Below are 19,475 nucleotides of genomic sequence, written 5' to 3'. Positions count from 1 at the left end.
GGTCGCCTTCGCGCGATGCGCGAAGGGGAGGGCTGGGCTCTCAGTCTTGCGTACAGGGCGCGACGGCGCAGACAGGGTGGTCCAGTTCCGTCAGGCTGAGGTGGGCGGTCTCGCGCAGTAGCCAGGAGCACATCGCGACGATTGCAAGGGCTGCGGAGCCGTACAGGGCTACCCCGAACGGGTCACCATCGTTGGTGATGAGGATCGCGGTGGCGATGCTGGAGGCGGTGCCCCCGCCCAGCGCGGCACCGATCTGGTAGGCGGTCGACATGCCCGAGTAACGCACGGCCTGCGGAAACTGTTCGGCCAGGAAGGCCGGGATTGGCCCCTGAGTGGCCCCCATAAAGATACCAATCATCAAATAAGCGGCGCAGGAGATCGGCAGTTGGTGCAGGCCCACGAGCGGAAAGAAGACGAAGAAGCCGGCGGCCATGATCGCCGTGCCGAAGATCATTACTCGGCGCCGGCCAATGCGATCAGAGAAGCTGGCGAACAGCGGTGCGCTGAAAACGATGGCAACTGACAAAGCGATGTCGAACAGCAGTGCTTCGGTACTGCCGTAGCCAATTTGCGTGGCATAGGCGAGGAAAAAGGTGCTGCCGATATAGGCGATAGTCACGTAGCCGAAGGCGATTCCGCTGCACAGCAACATTTCCCGGGGACGCGAGCGAAGGGCTTCGAGCAACGGAATGCGCACCTGTTCGCTGTGCTGCAGCGGCTGACTACAGGCTTTCTGCATGCGCGCGTAAAGACCAACCAGCACCAGCACGCCGCCGAGCCAAAATGGAATGCGCCAAGCGAAGTCGGCCAGGTTGTCATCGTAGGCCAGACTGACCAGTGCGAACGCCAATGAGCCGAGGATGCCGCCGATGCCGATGCCCATGCTGGTGAAGCTGCCCCACAGGCCGCGCTTGCCGGTGGGTGCTGACTCAATGCCGAACAAGGCTGCTCCACCCCATTCACCTCCAGCGGCGAAACCCTGCACAAGGCGCAGCAGTACCAGCAAGATGGGCGCGGCGATGCCGATGCTGTCATAGCTGGGCAGGCAGCCGATCAGCAGAGTGCTCAGGCCCATCAGCAGCAGGGTGATCACCAGCGCCTTCTGCCGGCCTTTCTTGTCGCCGAGGTGACCGAACACCGCGCCGCCAAGCGGGCGTGCGAAGAAGCCCACGCCGAAAGCGCCGAAGGCCACCAGGGTGGCGGTGAGCGGATCGAGGTCGGGGAAGAATACCTGGGGGAACACCAGCGCGGCGGCAATGCCGTAGATGACGAAGTCGTAGAACTCCAACGCGGTACCCATACCGGAGACGAAGAAAGTGCGCAGTGCTGACGGTGATCCCGTCTGCGTCGAGTGGTTAGCCATTTGTCATGTCCGTCTTATTATTGGAGTGGAGATCCGCCGGCAGCCATGCAGCCGGCGGGGGCGGTCAGAAGCGCAGATGGCCTTTCTCGGCCATGACCATGGGGTTGCCGGTGCTGTAGAGCAGATTGCCACCGGCAGTGTCGATGCCGATCGTCAGTAGGGTCTCCCAGCGCTCTTTGGGAGAAAGGGATAGATCCGGGTGGAAGCAAATTGGAGCCTGGTCACCAGCCTCGCCACACATGGCGCGAGCCCGTACGGTGATATTGCGGTCATCCATGTCACCGCGCTGGGCATCGACATGGGCCAGCCGCTGGTAGGTTGTGCCCACGTCCGCCGTGCGTTCGCCAGGCACCAACTCCGGAGCCAGGAAATGGTTGGTATGGGTGAGCCAGCCTTCGGCGTTCGGCAGCACCAATGCAGTAGCCTGGGGCGAGAGCTCAATGCTGGCGGCACGCGGTGCACAGTCCTGGCGTGAGAACACAGTGAGCACGGTGGAAGCACTGACCCACGCTGAACGAGCCAGGGAAATGGCTTCGTCGACGCTGCGTGCCTCTTCCAGCACGCGACGGGCGATGGCGTGCACCGGCACTCCGGCGGTAGCGTTGTCACTGGCGTGATGGAGGATGTTGAAGTGCAGGCCGAGACCGGCACTGTTTACGCCGATCTTGCCGAGCATGCCAAACTCGGTGAACAGCTTAACCTGCAATCCGGTACTGCCTTGCAGCTGCATCAGGAGTCCATTGGGCACCAGGCTGTCGTGCCAGTCCCAGGTCTGGATGGTGCGAGGTACCTCGGCACCGGCCGGGGCGAACACGGCGGTGGAGCATTCACCTTCGGTGCCGGCCGGCATGGTGGCGAGGATTTCCGTGCGAGAATTCAGCGCTGCCAACTGCCACAGCGATAGCCCTGCACCCTCTGCAGTGGCTACCAGTTCTTGGGCAAGGTGGGGGCTCCAGGTTTGCAGCGATTCCAGGCTGGCCTCGCCGATGGCACGCACCCGTTGCGGATCGATGTCCACTTGGGAAAAGAAGTCGAGATAGAGCGCGCAGGTCTGCTGGATCTGCGGGGCCCAGCACTCACCGATCTGGCGGCCGCGCTGCTGCGGGTTCTGGGTGTCGGTAACGAAGGTATGAAGTTTCACTGCGAATGTCCTGTGTTGCGACGTGGTGCGGGCATAGCCTCGTCGCGACGCGCCAGGTGGCGCACCGAGCGAGACTGTAAGGGTTAGCGGGAAAAGACTTCGCGGCCGGCGAAGAAGGTTTTGAGCACCTGAGTATCGCGCAGGGCCTCGGGCTCGACCTGGAACACGTCGCGGTCGAGCACGATCATGTCGGCCTGTTTGCCGGGCTTGAGCGAGCCGATCCGCTGCTCCAGTTGCAGGGTGCGGGCGGCATTGAGGGTATAGGCCTGGAACATTGTTTCGCGATCGATGGCTTCGTACTTGTTCAGCACCCCCTTGGGCCCTTGGCGGCTGACGGCCTGGTAGATGGCCTTCCATGGATCGGCGGTGGTGATCGGCCAATCGCTGGCACCGGCGATGGTTCCGCCGTGCTTGAGTAGCGAACGCGCCGGGTACATGAACTGGTAGGCCATGGCGCTGACGTAGGGTTTGACCAAATCGACGCTCAACTCATCGGCCGCGGCCCAGTACAGTTGCATGGAGGCAATCACGTCGAGCGGCTTGAAGCGAGCGAACTCCTGGGGGTTGACCATCTGCAAGTGGGTGATGGAGTGGTGGACACCACTGTTGCGTTGTCGACGGGCGAACTCGAAGGCATTGAGCGACTCGCGTACGGCGCGATCACCGATGGCGTGCACATGCACTAGCCAACCGCGTGCATCGGCGGCATCCACCAGCTTGGCGAAGGCGCCAGGGTCGACCAACAGTTCGCCGTTCTTGCCCGAGTTGCTGTACGGATCGAGTTGGGCAGCACTCTGCGCCGGGAACTCGGCCACTCCGTCGGAGAACACCTTGATGCCCGGCAAACTCAGGTTGGCAATGCCCTGGAACTGCCGGCGCACTTTGTCCAGTTCGTCAAGGTCGGCTGGAGTAGCCTTGGAGTCGGCCATCAGCAGGCCGGCGACGTGGGCGTTCAGTCCGCCCTTCGCGGCCAGGGCCTTGTAGGCCGGCAGAGCGCCAAGCGAATCGTTGTTGATGGCTCCACCAGGGTTTTCGTTGATCAGCGGTTCCATCCAGCCGGTAATGCCTAAGCTGTGATAGAGGCGCTGCGCGTCTTCCAGGGCGACCAACAGCTCAGCGTCGCTGGCCAGTGGCAGCAGCTCCTGTACCAAGTAGAGGCCGGCATCGACCAAGAAGCCGTTAGGCTGGCCGTCCGGGTGATGACCGATAGTGGCCAGCTCCTCGCTCTTGAGTGTCTTAACTTTGGCCTCGTCGATACCGGCCTTGGACAGCATGGCGCGGTTGGCCCACCCGGTGTGGTAGTCGCCTCCGGCCAGTAGAATTGGCGTACTGGCCCATTCGCCTTGGTTGAAGCGTTGTTCCAGTTCAGCGATATGGTCCCAGGCTGCCGTGCTCACGCCGCCGACACTCAGGAACTCGCCACGTCGGGCACTGCCATTGTCGCGCCACTGGCGCAAGCGCTTCTCCAACTCTGCTGATGCCATGGCCTCGTTATTGAGGTTGGCCTGGTGCATTTGCAGCCCGCCTTTGACCAAGTGGGTGTGAGAGTCAATAAAGCCAGGCATCAGCACTTTGCCGCCGAGGTTGATCACCTGGGTAGCAGGCTGCTTGAGTTGTAAAATCTGCACATCGGAGCCGACGGCGACTACCTTGCCGCCCTCAATGGCGATGGCCTGTTGGAGGCCCTCACCAGGTTCAGCAGTATAAATCCTGGCGTTGTGCAGGATAAGGTCGGCAGCAGCGATCGTTTCCATCGAGGCACAAGCGATAGCGCTGGCGAGCAGCAAGGGAAGGAAGGGTTTCATGTAGTGAGCCTGTTTTTGTTAGTCTGCATGCAGGCTACCGAGTGCAGGTCGCTTGAAAAATGCCAATTCCCGCATAACTTCTGTGCCCAACAGGAATAGATAGATGGACAAGCTGAGCGCGCTGGTGATGTTCGTGGCCACCGCCGAACAGGGCAATTTCAGTCGCGCTGCCGATCAGATTGGCAAGACGCCCTCTGCACTGACCAAGGCGGTGGCGCAATTGGAAGCCGAACTGGGCACCCGACTTTTCGAGCGCACCACCCGGCGCATGGCCCTGACAGAGGCAGGGCATATCTATCTTGAGGGTGCGCGCCAGGCGTTGATGCAGTTGCAACTGGCGAGTGAGGGGTGGAGCAGCTGCAGCAGGAGCTGCGCGGCAACCTGCGTATTACCGCACCGCCTTCTTTCGGTCCGGCCTTTCTCAGCCAGGTGTGCTGCAGTTTCCTGCGCGACCACCCGCTGGTGCATCTGGAGGTAGCACTGAGTGACGACTATGTCGATCTGGTGGACGGCGGCTACGACTTGGCCCTGCGCGACGGCCCCACCGACCTGCCTGGGGTAATTGCACAGCCACTGCTGGAGAATCACATCCTGCTCTGCGCAAGTCCGGCCTACCTGGCGCGCAAGGGTGGCGAGGTGACCCTGGACAATTACGTGCAGCACGACTGGTTGATCCTTCGTCACCCGCTGCTTAACCGGCATTTCTGGTGGGTACTGCAGGGCGAGCAGCGCATCCGCCTGGACCAGCCGATGCCACGCTTAGCTAGCGACAGCTACGACTTCCTGCTGGCCTGTCTGCTCGATGGCCAGGGCCTGCAGTTCATCCCGCAGTGGAGCGCCGCGCCCTACCTGGCTCGCGGGGAGCTGCTGGAAGTGATGCCCGAGTACTGGCGCGAACCCAGCGGCTTCGGCCCGCAGATCTATGTGCTGTACCTGACGCATAGGCGCAATACACGCAAGGTGAAGGTGTTTATTGAATACCTGAAGCAGCACTGGCAGGACGCACCTTGAATAGGCTCTGCACACAGGGTGCAGACGCCTGATAGCTACTTGGGCGCTGGAACGTAAAAGGCGCTTAAATCCACCTTAGACCCATAGATACCTCTGAGCGGCTGCTTCTGGCCGATTATGTTGAAAAAGTCGGTTTTTCAAATGGCCTGAATCCGTGACTTCATATTCAAGGCTTAGCCGGCAGAACCAGCGATACGCCAGGTTCAAATGGGCCTCTTCGCGCAACCGCCGCTCAGAGCGAATGCCGTAGCAGATAGGGGAGCTACTTTTTCAACAGAATCGAGCCAAAGCAGCCGGTCATTTTGGACGCGACGGTGAGCATGAGCGGGATTTCAAACCAGGCTGAAAATGCTCGCTTCTCCAGTCTGTACATCGTACGCAACTAATGCCTCTTGAAAGGCGTCAGCGCTGCAAACGAGTTCACCGTGACTGTTCCAGATGGCAGAACAACCTGCTGCTACAAAGTCGTCGGCAGTGCCTATACAGTTCGCCATCATCACCGTCATGGAATGCTTTTTAGCAATCATCGGATAATGACTGTTTGCCGATGCAATGCCTCTCTCAGACTTGGCCACGCTTGCCAAATACACCTGAGCGCCTGACTCTGCGGCTTGTGCGGCGTGGCTTGGTTGCAGTGACTCGTAGCAAATGGCGGGTGCAAGGACAAAATTTGCCTGACTCAGCACAAGCTTCTCGGTGCCCGGAGTGAAAAAAGGTAATTCGTCGAAATGTAGATGCTGTTTTGAATAGCTCGTGCGCTCCAGTCCGGGCTGGAAGGTGATCATGCTGATCTCGGTGCCTTTATTTCCCTTCGTTGGCGCGCCAACAGCGATGGTCATCCCATATAGGTCGCTTAATCTCTGGAACTCATCAAAACGGCCGTCGCTCGGATGCACCGCCAAGACCTCAGCCAGCCTCGGTTCGTAACCGGTGAGGGAAAGCTCGGGAAAAAGCACGAGATCGGCGCCTTGGCTTGCAGCCAGGTGGATGACATCAATGTGTCTGGTGATGTTTTTCTGATATTCCCCGGGTACAGGGAGGATCTGCGCAGCGATTAGCTTCATTTCCCGTCTCGCTTCCATGTGTAGGGTTAACTTCGAGAGTGACTGAACGGTTGCTCAGCCTCTGCTTAAAAGTCAATGCATGCTGCACGAACGTTGGCAGTTTGAAAAGTGCGTACGCGGGAGTTTGCACGAACGCCAATGGCCGCTTTTGGCCGATAACTGCCTACGAACGAGGCATGTAGTCGACTCATGGCTTACGTTTAAAACAGACGGAAATCGGCCAATAGACGAGGCCGGCGACAGGTAAGAGACTGGCCTGTATTCCCGGGCTTAATCAGTAAATGGCTCAAGCGTATGTTTCGGCGCTGTTCGCCCATCAGCGTTTCAATGCTCATAGCGCATTAGCAGGCTCCTCCAGCCTGCGCACATCGCCCAAAGAATCTCGCTGCATCGACTGCAGGTTTTTCTCGATGGTTTCGCAGAGGTCTTCCATCTGGATCTGGTGTTCGCTGTGGCGGAACGGGCTTTGCAAGTCGGTGCCGATGCGTTCGATGGCCAATAGCATAAAGCCCACGACGGTCGAAGCCAGTGGCGTGAACCAGCCGAGGGATTCCACCAGGCCCACCGGCACGATCAGGCAAAACAGCGAGATAAACAGCCGCGGAAAATACACGTAAGGGTAGGGCAGCGGGGTATTGGCGATCCGCTCCATGCCTCCCTGGCTGTTGGACAGGTCCACCAGGGTTGACTCCAGCCGGGCCAGGCGAATGCTGTCCAGCCGCCCGGCCTTGTACTCCCGGGCCAGCAACGCTGCTGAGCCGGTGAGGATGTCGTTGGCAAAGTTGTTGGTGGTGCCACTGCGAGCAAATTCCTCTGCGGGAATAAACGCGCGAACTTCCTCCGGACAAGCATGGCCCTGTAAATGCGCCGCCAGGCAATTCACATACGCCACGTGGCGGCGCAGCAGGGTCGACTTGACCGGATTGACCTCTGGGCCAGGGTCATCCAGCAGCGTCAGCACTTGACGGGCGAAGCTGCGAGAGTTGTTTATCATCGAACCCCACAACGTCCGCGCTTCCCACCAACGGTTGTAGGCACTGCTGTTGCGAAAGCTGATCAGCACCACCAATGCCGAACCGAGCAATGTCAGGGGCATTAGCGGCAGGTTGATCTTGGCGTTGAGAAACAGCATAAAGTCCACGGTGACCGCAATGTCCCAGAGCAACAGCCAGAACAACGCCCAGCCCACATAACCCATGGTCTTGATAATCAGTCGGTATTTTTTGATGACGGCAGCTTTCAAACGGAAACCTCGTGGTGAGCGGTAAGCATTAACGCCTTACCTCGGACGCTGTTTTCGGGGGAAAGGTTCGGTCTGCGCCGCCGATTCATGATGAGTTCTACCAAGGCTGGCGGCGTTGCTTCTTCCTCAGATCGAGCGCTGATTGACCCTTGCCATCAACTGCTCAGCACTTTCCTTGCGTTCGGAGTAGCGGTCGACCAGATGCGTCTGCTGATCGCGCAACAACACGGTGAACTTCACCAGTTCTTCCATCACGTCGACCACACGGTCGTAGAACGGCGACGGTTTCATCCGTCCTGCCTCGTCGAATTCCATGTAGGCCTTGGGCACCGAAGATTGGTTGGGGATGGTGAACATACGCATCCAGCGGCCCAACACGCGCAGTTGATTGACCACGTTGAACGACTGCGACCCGCCGCAGACCTGCATCACCGCAAGGGTCTTGCCCTGTGTCGGGCGCACGGCGCCGAGTTCCAGCGGAACCCAGTCGATCTGCGCCTTAAACACGGCGGACATTGCGCCGTGTCGTTCCGGCGAGCACCAGACCTGCCCTTCCGACCACAGCACCAGATCGCGCAGTTCCTGAACCTTGGGGTGGTCGACGGGCGCGTCGTCGGGCAGCGGCAAACCGGACGGGTTGAAGACGCGCGTTTCAGCGCCGAAGTGTTCCAGCAACCGAGCGGCCTCCTCCACCAGTAACCGGCTGAAGGAGCGTTCGCGGTTCGATCCGTACAGCAGCAGGATGCGCGGTTTGGGGGCGCCCGGGGTCGATGTTTGCGAACCTTCGAACAGGGTGGCATCGAGGTTGGGCAGGTGTTCTGACATGAATTGTTCTCCTCAGAGAGTGCCGATGCGATCGAGCTCGTGTTTGAGTTCATCGCGGCTGAGACGGTTGAAGGGCAGTTCGAGGAAGGCCTTGCAGCGTTGTTCGATGCGCGCGAGCGTGGCACGGAAAGCGGCGTCGATCAGCGCTTCGTCACCGGCCACCTCAGAGGGATCTTCCAGTCCCCAATGGGCCTTGAGCGCCGGGCCGAAATACACCGGGCAGGTCTCGCCGGCGGCTTTGTCGCACACGGTGATGACGATGTCTGGCGGGTTGCCTTCGAAAGCGTCGTTGCCCTTGCTGTGCAAGCCATCGATGGCTACGCCGGCCAGTTGCAGCGTCGACAGGCTGCGCGGCAGCACCTGGCCTTTGGGAAAACTGCCGGCACTGACCGCCTCAAATCCGGGCGGCGCCATGTGATTGAACATGGCTTCAGAGAGAATGCTGCGGCAGCTGTTGGCCGTGCACATGAACAGGATTCGCATGGGGTACTCCAGCCGCTATGGGCGAACATCAAAGGACGGATCGAAGGGGTTTCAGCAGCAGGCGCTTTCGCGCACAGGCCGTGCATTCATGTTCTGCAGGCGTGAGGAGTTGTCCATGAGCCAATCGGCATTAGCCTTTGCCGTCACTCGCAGGATTTCGTGAACCCACTCCGGCAGCTGCGGGTTAAGACGGTAGTAGACCCACTGGCCCTGACGCCGATCCAGCAGCAGGCCGTTGCTGCGCAATTGTGCGAGATGGCGGCTGATTTTCGGTTGGCTATCGTCGAGCGCGCACATCAGTTCGCAGACGCATAACTCGCCCTGCTCGGCGATCAGCAGGGTGGCGCGCACGCGGGTCTCGTCGGCCAGGCTCTTGAAGATTTCAAGGGGGGTGATCATCGCAAGCGCTCCTTACATATGGATAATCAAATATACGGATAACCATATGTATTAAGCAAGTCAGAAACTCATGCGGCTTAGCCGAGGAGGCGTGGCGGCAATGCCATCTGCTTTTGTGTGCGTAATGGTTGTAAGGCCAATGGTTGCCAGGCTTGTGGCCTGGACTGTGCACGCGCGGTAGGCATGGGATGGAGTGTCTGCACTTTTCAGCTTTCAGCAGCAGTGCTTGGCTCCTGACCCGCCTCAGCTTCCATTTTCAAGCGGTCAGCCTTGCTGATGTATTTCGCTTTGGCCGGTGCCAATTTGGCGCTGGCCTTTTTCGCGTGAGCCTTCAATAACTGCTTTATTTTTTTCTGCCGGTTCATTTTCTCTGCCCAACTTGTAAGTTCATCAATGATATCAGCTTACAAATTGAGGCAGATCCACATATGGACAAAACCTCCAGCGAGCTTCCACGGTTGCTCATCCGCCTGCCCATTCCCGCCGATGCTCGCGCGATCGCCACGTTGCACATCCGCAGCTGGCAGGCGACCTATCGGGGGCTGCTGTCGGATGGATACCTGAGTGCGCTGGACGCCAGCATAGATCGGCGCGTGGCCTTTCTGGCCAAAGCCATCGAGGAGGGTAGCCAGGCAATTCGAGTGGCAGAACTGGAGGGCAACCTGGTCGGCTGGAGCTCATTCGGGTCCAGCCGTGACGAGGATGCCGCCGCAGGCGATGGCGAGCTGAAGGCCATCTACCTTGACCCACAGGCTTGGGGCCAGGGCATCGGCACGGCGCTGTGGGCCGTGTCGCGCGAGGTGCTGGTGGGTGAGGGTTTGCAGCGAGTCAGCGCCTGGGTGCTGGACGGCAACGAGCGCGCCAGTCGCTTCTACCGCAAACTCGGTTTCACGGCAGAGGCGGCCAGCCAGCGCACCTTCGAGGAAAATGGCGAGCCACTACCGCTGACTCGCTATCACCTTCAGCTCAACGCTGGGTTGTTATCAATGGCTGCGCCAGGAACTCATCGATCAGCCCTACGACCTGCTGCTGGATTGCCTCTCGAGAGCGTCTGCCTTCGCCATCCTGGCAGATGATCCCGTCGCCTGGTACGTCCTCTTCAAGCATCGCCACCGCACCCGGTTTGCACAATGACAGGAAGCTGAAGTGACTGGCATCGCTGATCTCGATGTAACGACTGGATGCCGGGGGCAGGCGTCTGGCCAGGTTGGCAGATTCCAGCTCAGCGGGAAGGTCGGCAGATGGAGCGCCGGCAGCGATCACCAGGGTCGGCACCGGCAGCGCTGCCAGGCTGGCGTCGGTCATTCCCCGTGACTGGCCCAGGTCCAGGCTGACGACAGAGGTGACACGTTTATCGCGCAAATCCGCAGCCAGTCGGGTTCTCGCGTCCGGGGTGCTGGCGGGATTGATCTGTTGGTAAACGGAGCAACTGGCCAGCGTCGTGTGGACTTTGCAATCCAGGTCGAAGCGCTCGGGATCGAAACGTGCCCCGCCGATTTCCAACGCGGTCCAGCCGCCGAGTGAATGGCCCACTACGGCAACCCGTCCTGTCGCGACCTCGCCAAATCTTTTCGGCTGAGCCTGCACCTGCATCGATGGCCCGGCTCAAATCGGCAGGGCGTTGCCATAACTGTGCTGCGGCCTGGGGGCTACGGTCATGAGTGGTGGTGCCGGGGTGGTTAACAGCGGCGACGATATAGCCCTTATGGGCCAAGGCAGTGGCGAGCCACGCCTGATTGCTCCAGTTACCGCGATAACCATGAGAGATCACCACCAGAGGATGCGCGCCGGCTGCCACGGGCGCATTGCGCACTGCAAGTACTCCGACGAATGCCGGGTTGTCAGCGATCAACTCGGGGGTTGCGGTAGATGCTGTGGGGTACCAGACGGCCAGCTCCAGTGGGCGGTGGTCTTGGGTGTCAGGTAGTGTGGAGCTCTGGAAGCCGACATGGGTGGTGTCAGCGACTGCACGGGTGGCCAGGCAGATGAGCAGAAGGGTGCCTATAGCGCTTTTCATTGTTTTTATCTTCCTTGAATGGATTCAGCCTGCGCATTAAAGCGTAAATCGTGCCGTCGTCAAGGCGGCTGGCTTAATGGCGGGTTGATGCGATTGATTGGCGGTTAGGCGCCAACACCGCTTCCTCCCCGGCAGTAGGCAAGGTTTCCGGCATGCCCACAACGAGCAAAACCAGCGCCACCGTTGCCACGCCAGCCAGCGTCAGGAACGCCGCGCTGTAGCCGGCCTCTTGCACGACAATGCCCGCCAGCCCGTTACTGAACGCCGCCCCCAGGCCGAAAACGGTCGTGAGCGCGCCGAGGCTGATGTTGAAGTGCCCGGTGCCTTTGGTGAGGTCTTTGACTACCACGGGAAACAGCGCGCCGAAGATCCCCGCACCGACGCCGTCGAGCAACTGCACGGCGACCAGCCAATAGGGGTCGTTGGACACGGTGTAGAGTGCGCCGCGCAACGGCAGAATCAGGAAACCGGCAAGCAGCAGCGGCTTGCGTCCCCAGACATCCGCCTTGGCACCCACCAGCCAGGCAACCGGCACCATGACCAACTGCGCCGCGACAATGCACGCCGACGTCAGTGGTGTCGCCATCTGTAGATTGACCTGGGCCAGCTTCTGGCTTACCAGTGGCAGCATCGCGGCGTTGGCCAGATGGAACAACGCACAACAGATGGCGAACACCAACAGTGGCTTGTTGGTGAGCAGCACTGACCATCCTGATGGTTGTTTTCCGTGCCCTGCATCGGCGGGATCGAAGCCTCGCGCGAGCTCGTGGTCGATCGCCCCGGCTGAAATAAACGTGACGGCCACCACACTGCCCAGCGCCATGACTGCCATCAGGTAGAACACGGCAACCGGGCCAAAGAGGTACGCAAATCCGCCTGCCAGCAGCGCCGCGCAAGCGTTCCCCGCATGATTGAACGTCTCGTTACGCCCGGTCCGCCGGGTGAATGCCCGGGGACCGGTGATGCCCAGCGAAATGGCGCAGATCGCAGGGGCGAATACCGAAGCGGCGACGGCACTGATCGCTTGAGTCAGGGCCACCAGGCTGAACGAGGTCACAAATGGCAGCAGCAAGCAGCTGCCCGTCACCACCAGGGCCGCAATTGCAATAATCGCCCGCTTGCTACGTGCCCGGTCGATCAACGCTCCGGCAGGCGTCTGGGCCGCGAGCGCGGCGACACCCGCCAGCGTCATCACCAGGCCAATACTGGCCGGCTCCCACTGATGAACGGCCAACAGGTAGATGGCCAGATAAGGGCCGAGACCGTCGCGCACATCAGCGAGGGAAGAAATTCACGCTGTCCAGCGAGATATTGTTACGGCGATCTTGATGGCTGACCAAGGCGATATCTTCAGTAATCGAGGTCTGGGGAAAGGACTCAACCTCCGCATCGCTAGTGACTGCCGGTGATGACGGTAAGTTTCATCAGCGCAGCTCGGGTGTGTGAGTAAGGAAAAACCCTGGATGCGGACAGCTCCATCTTCGAGATATCTGCCCCATTTGATCTAAGATTAAAGGAACCCTGCGGGAGGAAAAACGCCATGCCACTCGCGTTCGCACATGCACCCATCCTGGCCCTCGGTGTCCTGTTCTGCACGGCAGCATCCGCTGAAGGCGAAGCAGACCCCCATCACCCACCGGCAATACTTCCACTGGAATCCGAGACGGTTCCGGCCCTGATCGCCTATCCGCCGCTCGCCGAGCCGCTCGCCCGTGGGGTTGTGATCATCCAGTATCGAGCCGAACACGCCAGGATCATGCCGGTATTTGGTAAAGCGGCTGTTGAGGTATCACCTCGTCTCGCTCACCTTCACGTGACCGTCGACGACTGGCAGGGCACATGGGCGCACACCAGCGAAGACCCGATCATCCTGGTTGGCCTGACCCCGGGTGCCCACAAGGTGCTGCTTGAGGTGGCAGACCCGACCCACAAGATACTCACCCGTACGACCGTGAACTTTGTTGTTCCGGAAACGAAGCCGATGGACGATGCTCACTAAAAAGCATCCGCGCATTGGCTGACCATGGTCTGAAGGTGCTACTGCAAAGACTCACGCTGGCGCACTGACAGACGCCGACGCCAATCCCCGCCATGCTGGACTTTGCATTCCTCTTCAGAGTCGAACCGCACGCATCGATCCAACTGCACTGAATCGACACCCGCTTCTTGCAGCGCAATGGCCGTGAGTGCCCGCATGCGTGTGTCCTGCCCACAGGACAGGGCTTGCTCCTTGCTCGCGCGGGTCTCAAACACCCAGATCACCCTGAGGCTTTGTGGAAAAGCATCGTAGTCGACGGTGTGGGTCAGCCAGTCAAACCCGGTGATTTCAGCTTTCGCCGTTTCGCAGGCTTCGGTCAGCGTAGCGACCAGGCGGCGTTCGATACGGGCGCTGTCGCGCTTATTGGCAGGCATGTTGACTCCTAAAAGATAGTTGAAGCAAAGCGTGTGCGATCCGCGGCATTCAGCGCGGCAACCGGTGGATCCGCTCGTTGATCCACTCCCGACTGTACGTCAGCACCTTGTCGGCCAGCGCCGTCGGAAAATGGATGAACCCGTGTGCGCACTCCGGCAAAGGGTGCACCTCAACCTGCGCAACTTCGCCCCATCGCTCAGCGATAGCCCGGGTGTCGTCCCGAAGAGGGTCCAGTTCGCCCACGAACATCAGTGCTGGAGGAAGACCGCTAAAGTCGCCATAGAGTGGAGACAGGGGAGGCTGGCGGCGTTGTGCATCGCTCAAGCCCGGGGTGAGCGTGCGCAGCGCTTCGACCATGCCCGGACCGTCCAGTAACAGGGTTTCCGGGCCCGCCGTGCGCACGCTTGGCGTTCCCGTCAGGTCGTAGACTCCGTAATAAAGCACCGAGCCGCACACTCGCTGGAGCATTGTCGGCCAGGCCTTGAGCGCCAACAGGGTCGCCGCAGCGAGATGCGCGCCTGCGGATTCGCCGACCACGATCACGGGCAGCCCGGCAAATTCCTCACACTCGTTGCCAAGCAACCAGCGAGCGGCGCCCAGGCAATCACTCATCAGCTCAGCAATGGGTGTCGACACTGCCAGGCGGTAATCGACCGAGACGGTGGCGACATTGCACGCCTTGACCATCGCCAGGTTAAAGACGTCATCCATCTGCGCATTGCCGATGACCCATCCGCCGCCATGGAAGTCCAGCACGACGCCCTGAATCATCCCCTGGGGGCGAATGATCCGCAGGGGCACAGCGACGCCATCCACCGTGATCACGCGTGTTTCGGCCGTAAGCCCATGCCTGGCCAATTGCTTGTCGCCGCCGAGCTGGCTCATTCGCAACAGTGCTTGAATCACTCGCGGCGTGACGCGATTGCGTATTTTGAAGCGTGGCATCCAGGCGAGCTTTTTGTTGAACTGGCGCATCTGCGCCACTTCAGCGGGGGCAATTTTGGCAAAAGGCATGTTTCACTCCACACGATGTGATGGAGTAGACCCTGAACCGTGCCGCAGGTGCCGGGTCTTTTGCGACTGCCCTGAGTGAGGCCGTGAGACAGCAGTGAGCAACCACACCGCCAACGCCGTCGCGCTGATCAAGGCGCCCAGCAGGCTAACCGCCGGCCAGCCCCACAGCGCATAAACCTGGGTAGCCGCCGCGGCGCCCAGCGCGCTGCCCACCGAGTAAAAGCACATGTAAGCGCCGACCATGCGGCTTTGGGCGTCGGGTCGTGCGGCGAAAATGAGGCTCTGGTTGGTGACGTGTACGGCCTGCACGGCGAAATCAAGCAGGATCACACCAAAAACCAGCGCCATCAGGGACGTCTCGGCAAAGCCGATAGGCAGCCAGGACAGTGTCAGCAGCCCCAGGGAAATGCCGGTCACCCGTTGGCCCAAACCTCGATCCGCCCAACGGCCAGCCCTCCTGGCGGCCAGTGCGCCGGCAACCCCGCCAGGCCAAACAGGCCGATGGCCGTGTGCGAAAGCGCGAGTGGCGGGGCGCTCATGGGCAACACCATGGAGGTCCACAGCGCCGAAAAAGCCGCGAAAATCAACAAGGCGAGCAAGCCCCTGGCACGAAGGGTGGGCTCGCTGACAAACAATTTGAACAGCGAACCGATTAGCCCCAGGTAGGACTCACGATGCGCCGGCGACGCGGTGACCGGCACCACTTGCCACAGCACCAGCGCGATGCTCAGCATCAATCCCGAAGACATGAAGTAGACCGCGCGCCATCCCGCGATGTCGGCAATCAGGCCCGAGGTGAAGCGCGCCAGCAGGATGCCCAGCACAATGCCGCTGGTGACCGTGCCCACGGCCCGCCCGCGTTGTGACGGTGTGGCGAGCACGGCGGCGTAGGCCACGAGTATTTGCACCACCACAGCCAGCAGACCTACCGCGACCATCGCACTCAACAGCGCCAGCCACTGCTGTGCGGCGCCGACTGCCGCCAGAGCGAGTGCCGACAACAGCACCTGAGTCAGGATCAGCCGCTTGCGGTTGACCAGGTCCCCAGCGGCACGATTAACAGCAGCCCCACGGCATACCCCACCTGAGTCGCAGTGACCACGATGCCGATCATCGATGACGCAACACCCAGGCTCTGTGCCATCGAGTCCAGCAGCGGTTGCGCGAAGTAGACGTTGGCCACTGCAAGGGCGCAGGTGACGGAGAACAGTAAGGCAAGCGCTGGAGAAAGACCTGGAGACTGGCATGGCATTCCCTTGGCCGTGGATAGGGTGGCTGATTCGGCATCGACTGGCATGTGCGCCTCCGTGGCGTTAAGCTGGTTGCAATTAAAAACTGGTTTTAATTGTGGCGTAATCGGGTTTTAAATTGCAACCACATTGCACAGAGGCAGGACGATGCTCGATGACAATTCACCAACAGGCAACGAGTGTCCGGTCGCAAGGACACTGGAAGCCATCGGCGATCGCTGGTCGCTGATGATCATCCGCGATGCCTTCGACGATGTTCGCCGGTTCAGCGAGTTTCAGAAGAGCCTGGGCGTGGCGAAGAATATCCTCGCGTCGCGCTTGAAGACGCTGGTTCAGGTCGGGGTATTCGAGGTGTGCCCGGCATCGGATGGCAGCGCGTACAAGGAGTACGTGTTGACTGACAAAGGCCGGGAGATTTTTCCGCTGGTGGTCAGCATGAGGCAGTGGGGCGAGCGGTTTTTGTTCGAGGCGGGGGAGACGCGGTCCGTGTTGCTGGACAAGGCATCCGGGGAGCCCCTGATGCCGATTGAGGTTCGCTCGGCAAGTGGACAGAGGCTTGGGCCTTCGGATTGCCACCGGGTAAGAGTCGTTGTAGCGGACTCTTAGTCGGCGGCTTGCTGGCGACAGCTTTAGATCAACCAGCGCCGGCGATGTGATATCCCGCCGACATCGGCGGGATTCCCTCAGGCAATCAGCCGCTCAACCCAGATCTTCAGCCTGATGCCGTTCGGCGACCTGGCTCGCCTCATCGCCCCAGGTCCGGTTGACCCGCTGGCCACGGATGACCGCAGGCCGGTTGGCGATTTCCTCTGCCCAGCGCTGCAGATGGGTGTACTGGTCGGCCGACAGGAATTCGGCGGCCGAATACACGTTGTTTCGCACCAGTTGGCCATACCAGGGCCACACCGCGATATCCGCGATGGAGTAGCGGTCGCCAGCGAGGTACGGGCTTTCAGCGAGGCGGCGATCCAGCACATCCAGCTGACGCTTGGCTTCCATGGTAAAGCGATTGATCGGGTATTCGAACTTCTCCGGTGCATACGCGTAAAAGTGTCCGAAACCGCCGCCCAGATAGGGCGCTGCGCCCATCTGCCAGAACAGCCAGTTCAGGGTTTCGGTACGTCCGGCTAAATCGGTCGGCAGAAACTCGCCGAACTTTTCGGCCAGGTACAGCAGGATCGCGCCGGACTCGAATACACGAACCGGTGGTTGCACACTGCGATCCAGCAGCGCGGGAATCTTCGAGTTTGGATTGATCTGGACAAAGCCACTGGAAAACTGGTCACCCTCACCGATACGGATCAACCAGGCATCGTACTCAGCGTCGCTGTGTCCCAACGCCAGCAACTCCTCGAGCAGGATCGTGACTTTCACGCCATTGGGCGTCGCCAGCGAATAGAGCTGCAACGGGTGCTCGCCCACCGGCAAGGTTTTTTCGTGAGTCGGGCCGGCGATGGGGCGGTTGATGCTGGCGAACTGTCCGCCGGACGGGGCGTTGTTCACCCAGACCTGCGGCGGGACGTAGGGAGCTTTACTCATCGGATAAACCTCATGATTTGTCGATAACTGAGAGGAGTGCGCCGGTCGTGGCTGCGAAGCGGTCATTTGACCAAAGGCATCGACCGCTTAACGTCGATCAGCCGTGAGATTACAGGTATCTGCCGGGAGCGAACACTGTGCATGTTGAGGGCAAAGAGGCGCTGAAATTCACCGTTGGATGCACTTTTATAAAGCGGGGTGAAGGGTGGCGCGCACCAGTTGGAAGCGAAAAACGAGTGCTCCTTTTTGTTTGCTGGTAGTAGGACAGCTGTCCTCGGCATTCAGCAGATACCGCATCGGCCACGCCCCGGAGGCCCGACGCAGAGGTCTTCGCACGACTACCCGGTGGTGCGACGGTTCTTTCTCCAGAGCAGATTACGCTGCTCAAGGAATGTCTGGCACAAAGGCTGCAAGTCCCCCATTAGCTCTCCCGGGAACCATCCGGGTAGGCTGCCCCCTCGATCAACGACGATCGATCGGCCAGACAGGTCATGGGCAACAGCGGAGGATCAGGCGAAGTCGCCCGGTTGATCCCGCATAAGAACAGGCAAAGACGCCTGGAACCGTAAGGTTTCAGGCGTTTTTTTTGCTTTTTTAAACCGTGATGAGCTTTGTCGGGTGCTTGATATGAATGCCAATGTTGCCGCGTTGAACAAGTTGAAAACACTGATCGTGGTCGGTAATGGCATGGTCGGACATCATTGTGTCGAGCAACTGATCGAACGCGGTGCCCTGGAGCACTATCGGCTGCATGTGTTCAGTGAGGAGCCGATGCGTGCCTACGATCGTGTGCACCTCTCCGAATACTTCACCGGACGTGATGCCGAATCCCTGGCGTTGTCCGATGCGTCGCTGTACCAGACGCCAGGTGTCACGCTGCACCTCGGGGTGCCGGTGCTGGAAATCGACCGCGCCCGTCGTGAGGTGGTCACCGCGCAAGGTGGCATCGCCTACGACAAGTTGGTGTTGGCCACCGGGTCTTACCCCTTCGTGCCGCCGATCGAGGGCGCTGAAGGCGACTCGCGCCTGGTCTATCGCACCCTTGAAGACCTCGACGCCATCCGGGCTGCTGCCGTTAACGCACGAAGGGGCGTGGTAGTGGGCGGAGGGCTGCTGGGGCTTGAAGCGGCCAACGCGCTGAAAAGCCTGGGCCTTGAAGCTCACGTGGTGGAATTCGCCCCGCGCCTGATGCCGGTGCAACTGGACGACCTGGGTGGGCTGGCGCTCAAGACGCAAATCGAACGGCTAGGGGTGGGCGTGCACTTGTCCCGTGCCACTCAATCGATCAGCGCGGGCGCGGACTACCGTTATCGGATGAATTTTGCCAATGACGAATTCCTCGAGACCGACCTGATCGTGTTCTCCGCCGGTATCCGCGCCCAGGACGCATTGGCCCGCCAGTCCGGTCTGGAGATTGGCCCGCGTGGGGGCGTGGTGATTAACGACGAGTGCCTGAGCATCGACCCGAACATCTACGCGATCGGCGAGTGCGCGTCCTGGAACGGCAGCCTGTTCGGCCTGGTTGCGCCGGGCTACCAAATGGCCCGGGGCGTTGCCGCGCTGTTGTGCGAGCAGGCCGCCGAGCCGTTCATGGGGGCTGACATGTCGACCAAGCTGAAACTGCTCGGCGTGGACGTTGGTTCTATCGGCGACGCCCATGCCCACACGCCGGGTTCGCGCAGCTATCAGTTCATCGACGAGGCGACGGCCAGCTATCGTCGCCTGGTGGTGGACGCGACCGGCAAGCACGTGTTGGGCGCCGTGCTGGTGGGCGACAACAGCTACTACGACACCCTGCTGCAATACATGCAGAACAGCATTGTGCTGCCCAAGGAACCTGCCAGCCTGATCTTGCCGTCGTCTGCAGGCGCTCCGGTGCTCGGCCCGGGCGCGTTGCCTGCGGCCGCC

16 protein-coding genes and 6 pseudogenes are annotated in these 19,475 nt (G+C 60.5%); 6 read left to right on the top strand and 16 right to left on the bottom strand.

The window, feature by feature from the left end:
* Positions 1-40: 40 nt before the first annotated feature.
* The 3 genes from JFT80_RS22175 to JFT80_RS22165 form a co-directional block, all read right to left on the bottom strand.
* Positions 41-1,363, bottom strand: coding sequence for an MFS transporter (locus JFT80_RS22175; RefSeq protein WP_201149431.1), 1,323 nt, complete (start codon positions 1,361-1,363; stop codon positions 41-43).
* Between the two features lie 64 nt (positions 1,364-1,427).
* On the bottom strand, positions 1,428-2,504 hold the full coding sequence (locus JFT80_RS22170) for a C45 family peptidase (protein ID WP_201149429.1): 1,077 nt from the start codon (positions 2,502-2,504) through the stop codon (positions 1,428-1,430).
* 83 nt (positions 2,505-2,587) lie between these two features.
* Complete coding sequence (locus JFT80_RS22165; protein WP_201149427.1) at positions 2,588-4,309, bottom strand: amidohydrolase; 1,722 nt, start codon at positions 4,307-4,309, stop codon at positions 2,588-2,590.
* A gap of 103 nt (positions 4,310-4,412) precedes the next feature.
* Between JFT80_RS22165 and JFT80_RS22160 the strand changes: the two are divergent.
* Positions 4,413-5,320, top strand: a pseudogene (locus tag JFT80_RS22160) (LysR family transcriptional regulator).
* Between the two features lie 129 nt (positions 5,321-5,449).
* On the opposite strand, the pseudogene JFT80_RS22155 reads toward JFT80_RS22160, so the two are convergent.
* The 6 genes and pseudogenes from JFT80_RS22155 to JFT80_RS22130 form a co-directional block, all read right to left on the bottom strand.
* Positions 5,450-5,572: pseudogene (locus JFT80_RS22155) on the bottom strand (transposase); the annotation flags it as partial.
* An 80-nt stretch (positions 5,573-5,652) separates the two neighbouring features.
* Positions 5,653-6,384: a carbon-nitrogen hydrolase family protein gene (locus JFT80_RS22150; protein WP_201149425.1), complete on the bottom strand. Its 732-nt coding sequence runs from the start codon at positions 6,382-6,384 to the stop codon at positions 5,653-5,655.
* A gap of 331 nt (positions 6,385-6,715) precedes the next feature.
* Positions 6,716-7,627 (bottom strand): bestrophin family protein, encoded by a 912-nt coding sequence (locus tag JFT80_RS22145; RefSeq protein ID WP_122839968.1) that lies wholly within the window; start codon positions 7,625-7,627, stop codon positions 6,716-6,718.
* Between the two features lie 126 nt (positions 7,628-7,753).
* Positions 7,754-8,452: an arsenical resistance protein ArsH gene (gene arsH, locus JFT80_RS22140; RefSeq protein WP_201149423.1), complete on the bottom strand. Its 699-nt coding sequence runs from the start codon at positions 8,450-8,452 to the stop codon at positions 7,754-7,756.
* A 12-nt stretch (positions 8,453-8,464) separates the two neighbouring features.
* Positions 8,465-8,935, bottom strand: coding sequence for an arsenate reductase ArsC (locus tag JFT80_RS22135; protein ID WP_201149421.1), 471 nt, complete (start codon positions 8,933-8,935; stop codon positions 8,465-8,467).
* A 51-nt stretch (positions 8,936-8,986) separates the two neighbouring features.
* Positions 8,987-9,334 (bottom strand): metalloregulator ArsR/SmtB family transcription factor, encoded by a 348-nt coding sequence (locus JFT80_RS22130; RefSeq protein WP_122839971.1) that lies wholly within the window; start codon positions 9,332-9,334, stop codon positions 8,987-8,989.
* A gap of 97 nt (positions 9,335-9,431) precedes the next feature.
* Between JFT80_RS22130 and JFT80_RS25680 the strand changes: the two are divergent.
* Positions 9,432-9,515 (top strand): annotated as a pseudogene (locus JFT80_RS25680) (hypothetical protein); the annotation flags it as partial.
* A 25-nt stretch (positions 9,516-9,540) separates the two neighbouring features.
* Here the strand turns inward: JFT80_RS25680 and JFT80_RS22120 are convergent.
* Positions 9,541-9,699: a DUF2986 domain-containing protein gene (locus JFT80_RS22120; RefSeq protein ID WP_122840029.1), complete on the bottom strand. Its 159-nt coding sequence runs from the start codon at positions 9,697-9,699 to the stop codon at positions 9,541-9,543.
* A 63-nt stretch (positions 9,700-9,762) separates the two neighbouring features.
* Here JFT80_RS22120 and JFT80_RS22115 point away from each other — a divergent pair, with 63 nt between their 5' ends.
* The gene (locus JFT80_RS22115; RefSeq protein ID WP_201149417.1) at positions 9,763-10,410 is read left to right on the top strand and encodes a GNAT family N-acetyltransferase; all 648 of its coding nucleotides are present in this window, start codon (positions 9,763-9,765) and stop codon (positions 10,408-10,410) included.
* Here JFT80_RS22115 and JFT80_RS22110 read toward each other — a convergent pair.
* Positions 10,301-11,351: pseudogene (locus JFT80_RS22110) on the bottom strand (alpha/beta hydrolase family protein). The gene JFT80_RS22115 and the pseudogene JFT80_RS22110 overlap by 110 nt on opposite strands.
* 73 nt (positions 11,352-11,424) lie before the next feature.
* Positions 11,425-12,691 (bottom strand): annotated as a pseudogene (locus JFT80_RS22105) (MFS transporter).
* Between the two features lie 200 nt (positions 12,692-12,891).
* Here JFT80_RS22105 and JFT80_RS22100 point away from each other — a divergent pair.
* Positions 12,892-13,350 (top strand): DUF6130 family protein, encoded by a 459-nt coding sequence (locus JFT80_RS22100; RefSeq protein ID WP_201149415.1) that lies wholly within the window; start codon positions 12,892-12,894, stop codon positions 13,348-13,350.
* A 38-nt stretch (positions 13,351-13,388) separates the two neighbouring features.
* On the opposite strand, the gene JFT80_RS22095 is transcribed toward JFT80_RS22100, so the two are convergent.
* The 3 genes and pseudogenes from JFT80_RS22095 to JFT80_RS22085 form a co-directional block, all read right to left on the bottom strand.
* Positions 13,389-13,763: a hypothetical protein gene (locus tag JFT80_RS22095; RefSeq protein WP_122839977.1), complete on the bottom strand. Its 375-nt coding sequence runs from the start codon at positions 13,761-13,763 to the stop codon at positions 13,389-13,391.
* Between the two features lie 49 nt (positions 13,764-13,812).
* Entirely contained in the window at positions 13,813-14,778 is a 966-nt protein-coding gene (locus JFT80_RS22090) for an alpha/beta hydrolase fold domain-containing protein (RefSeq protein WP_242483030.1), read from the bottom strand.
* Positions 14,779-14,781: 3 nt separating this feature from the next.
* Positions 14,782-16,075: pseudogene (locus tag JFT80_RS22085) on the bottom strand (MFS transporter).
* A 100-nt stretch (positions 16,076-16,175) separates the two neighbouring features.
* Here JFT80_RS22085 and JFT80_RS22080 point away from each other — a divergent pair.
* Positions 16,176-16,634: a helix-turn-helix domain-containing protein gene (locus JFT80_RS22080; RefSeq protein ID WP_201149413.1), complete on the top strand. Its 459-nt coding sequence runs from the start codon at positions 16,176-16,178 to the stop codon at positions 16,632-16,634.
* A 93-nt stretch (positions 16,635-16,727) separates the two neighbouring features.
* On the opposite strand, the gene yghU is transcribed toward JFT80_RS22080, so the two are convergent.
* Complete coding sequence (gene yghU, locus JFT80_RS22075; RefSeq protein ID WP_122839980.1) at positions 16,728-17,567, bottom strand: glutathione-dependent disulfide-bond oxidoreductase; 840 nt, start codon at positions 17,565-17,567, stop codon at positions 16,728-16,730.
* Between the two features lie 627 nt (positions 17,568-18,194).
* Between yghU and JFT80_RS22070 the strand changes: the two genes are divergently transcribed.
* The coding region (locus JFT80_RS22070) for an FAD-dependent oxidoreductase (protein WP_201149412.1) at positions 18,195-19,475 on the top strand (1,281 nt) is incomplete at its 3' end.

The organism is Pseudomonas sp. TH10, assembly GCF_016651255.1.
GTDB lineage: Bacteria > Pseudomonadota > Gammaproteobacteria > Pseudomonadales > Pseudomonadaceae > Aquipseudomonas.
The sequence above is the reverse complement of the archived record's forward strand: the minus strand, read 5'-3'. Positions and strand labels throughout refer to the sequence as shown.

Excerpts from the sequence above, each read along its gene's own strand:
- JFT80_RS22130 (WP_122839971.1), bottom strand. The coding sequence starts at position 9,334 with ATGATCACCCCCCTTGAAATCTTCAAGAGCCTGGCCGACGAGACCCGC.
- yghU (WP_122839980.1), bottom strand. The coding sequence starts at position 17,567 with ATGAGTAAAGCTCCCTACGTCCCGCCGCAGGTCTGGGTGAACAACGCC.
- JFT80_RS22165 (WP_201149427.1), bottom strand. The coding sequence starts at position 4,309 with ATGAAACCCTTCCTTCCCTTGCTGCTCGCCAGCGCTATCGCTTGTGCC.
- arsH (WP_201149423.1), bottom strand. The coding sequence starts at position 8,452 with ATGTCAGAACACCTGCCCAACCTCGATGCCACCCTGTTCGAAGGTTCG.
- JFT80_RS22095 (WP_122839977.1), bottom strand. The coding sequence starts at position 13,763 with ATGCCTGCCAATAAGCGCGACAGCGCCCGTATCGAACGCCGCCTGGTC.
- JFT80_RS22150 (WP_201149425.1), bottom strand. The coding sequence starts at position 6,384 with ATGAAGCTAATCGCTGCGCAGATCCTCCCTGTACCCGGGGAATATCAG.
- JFT80_RS22175 (WP_201149431.1), bottom strand. The coding sequence starts at position 1,363 with ATGGCTAACCACTCGACGCAGACGGGATCACCGTCAGCACTGCGCACT.
- JFT80_RS22080 (WP_201149413.1), top strand. The coding sequence starts at position 16,176 with ATGCTCGATGACAATTCACCAACAGGCAACGAGTGTCCGGTCGCAAGG.
- JFT80_RS22100 (WP_201149415.1), top strand. The coding sequence starts at position 12,892 with ATGCCACTCGCGTTCGCACATGCACCCATCCTGGCCCTCGGTGTCCTG.
- JFT80_RS22090 (WP_242483030.1), bottom strand. The coding sequence starts at position 14,778 with ATGCCTTTTGCCAAAATTGCCCCCGCTGAAGTGGCGCAGATGCGCCAG.
- JFT80_RS22135 (WP_201149421.1), bottom strand. The coding sequence starts at position 8,935 with ATGCGAATCCTGTTCATGTGCACGGCCAACAGCTGCCGCAGCATTCTC.
- JFT80_RS22120 (WP_122840029.1), bottom strand. The coding sequence starts at position 9,699 with ATGAACCGGCAGAAAAAAATAAAGCAGTTATTGAAGGCTCACGCGAAA.
- JFT80_RS22115 (WP_201149417.1), top strand. The coding sequence starts at position 9,763 with ATGGACAAAACCTCCAGCGAGCTTCCACGGTTGCTCATCCGCCTGCCC.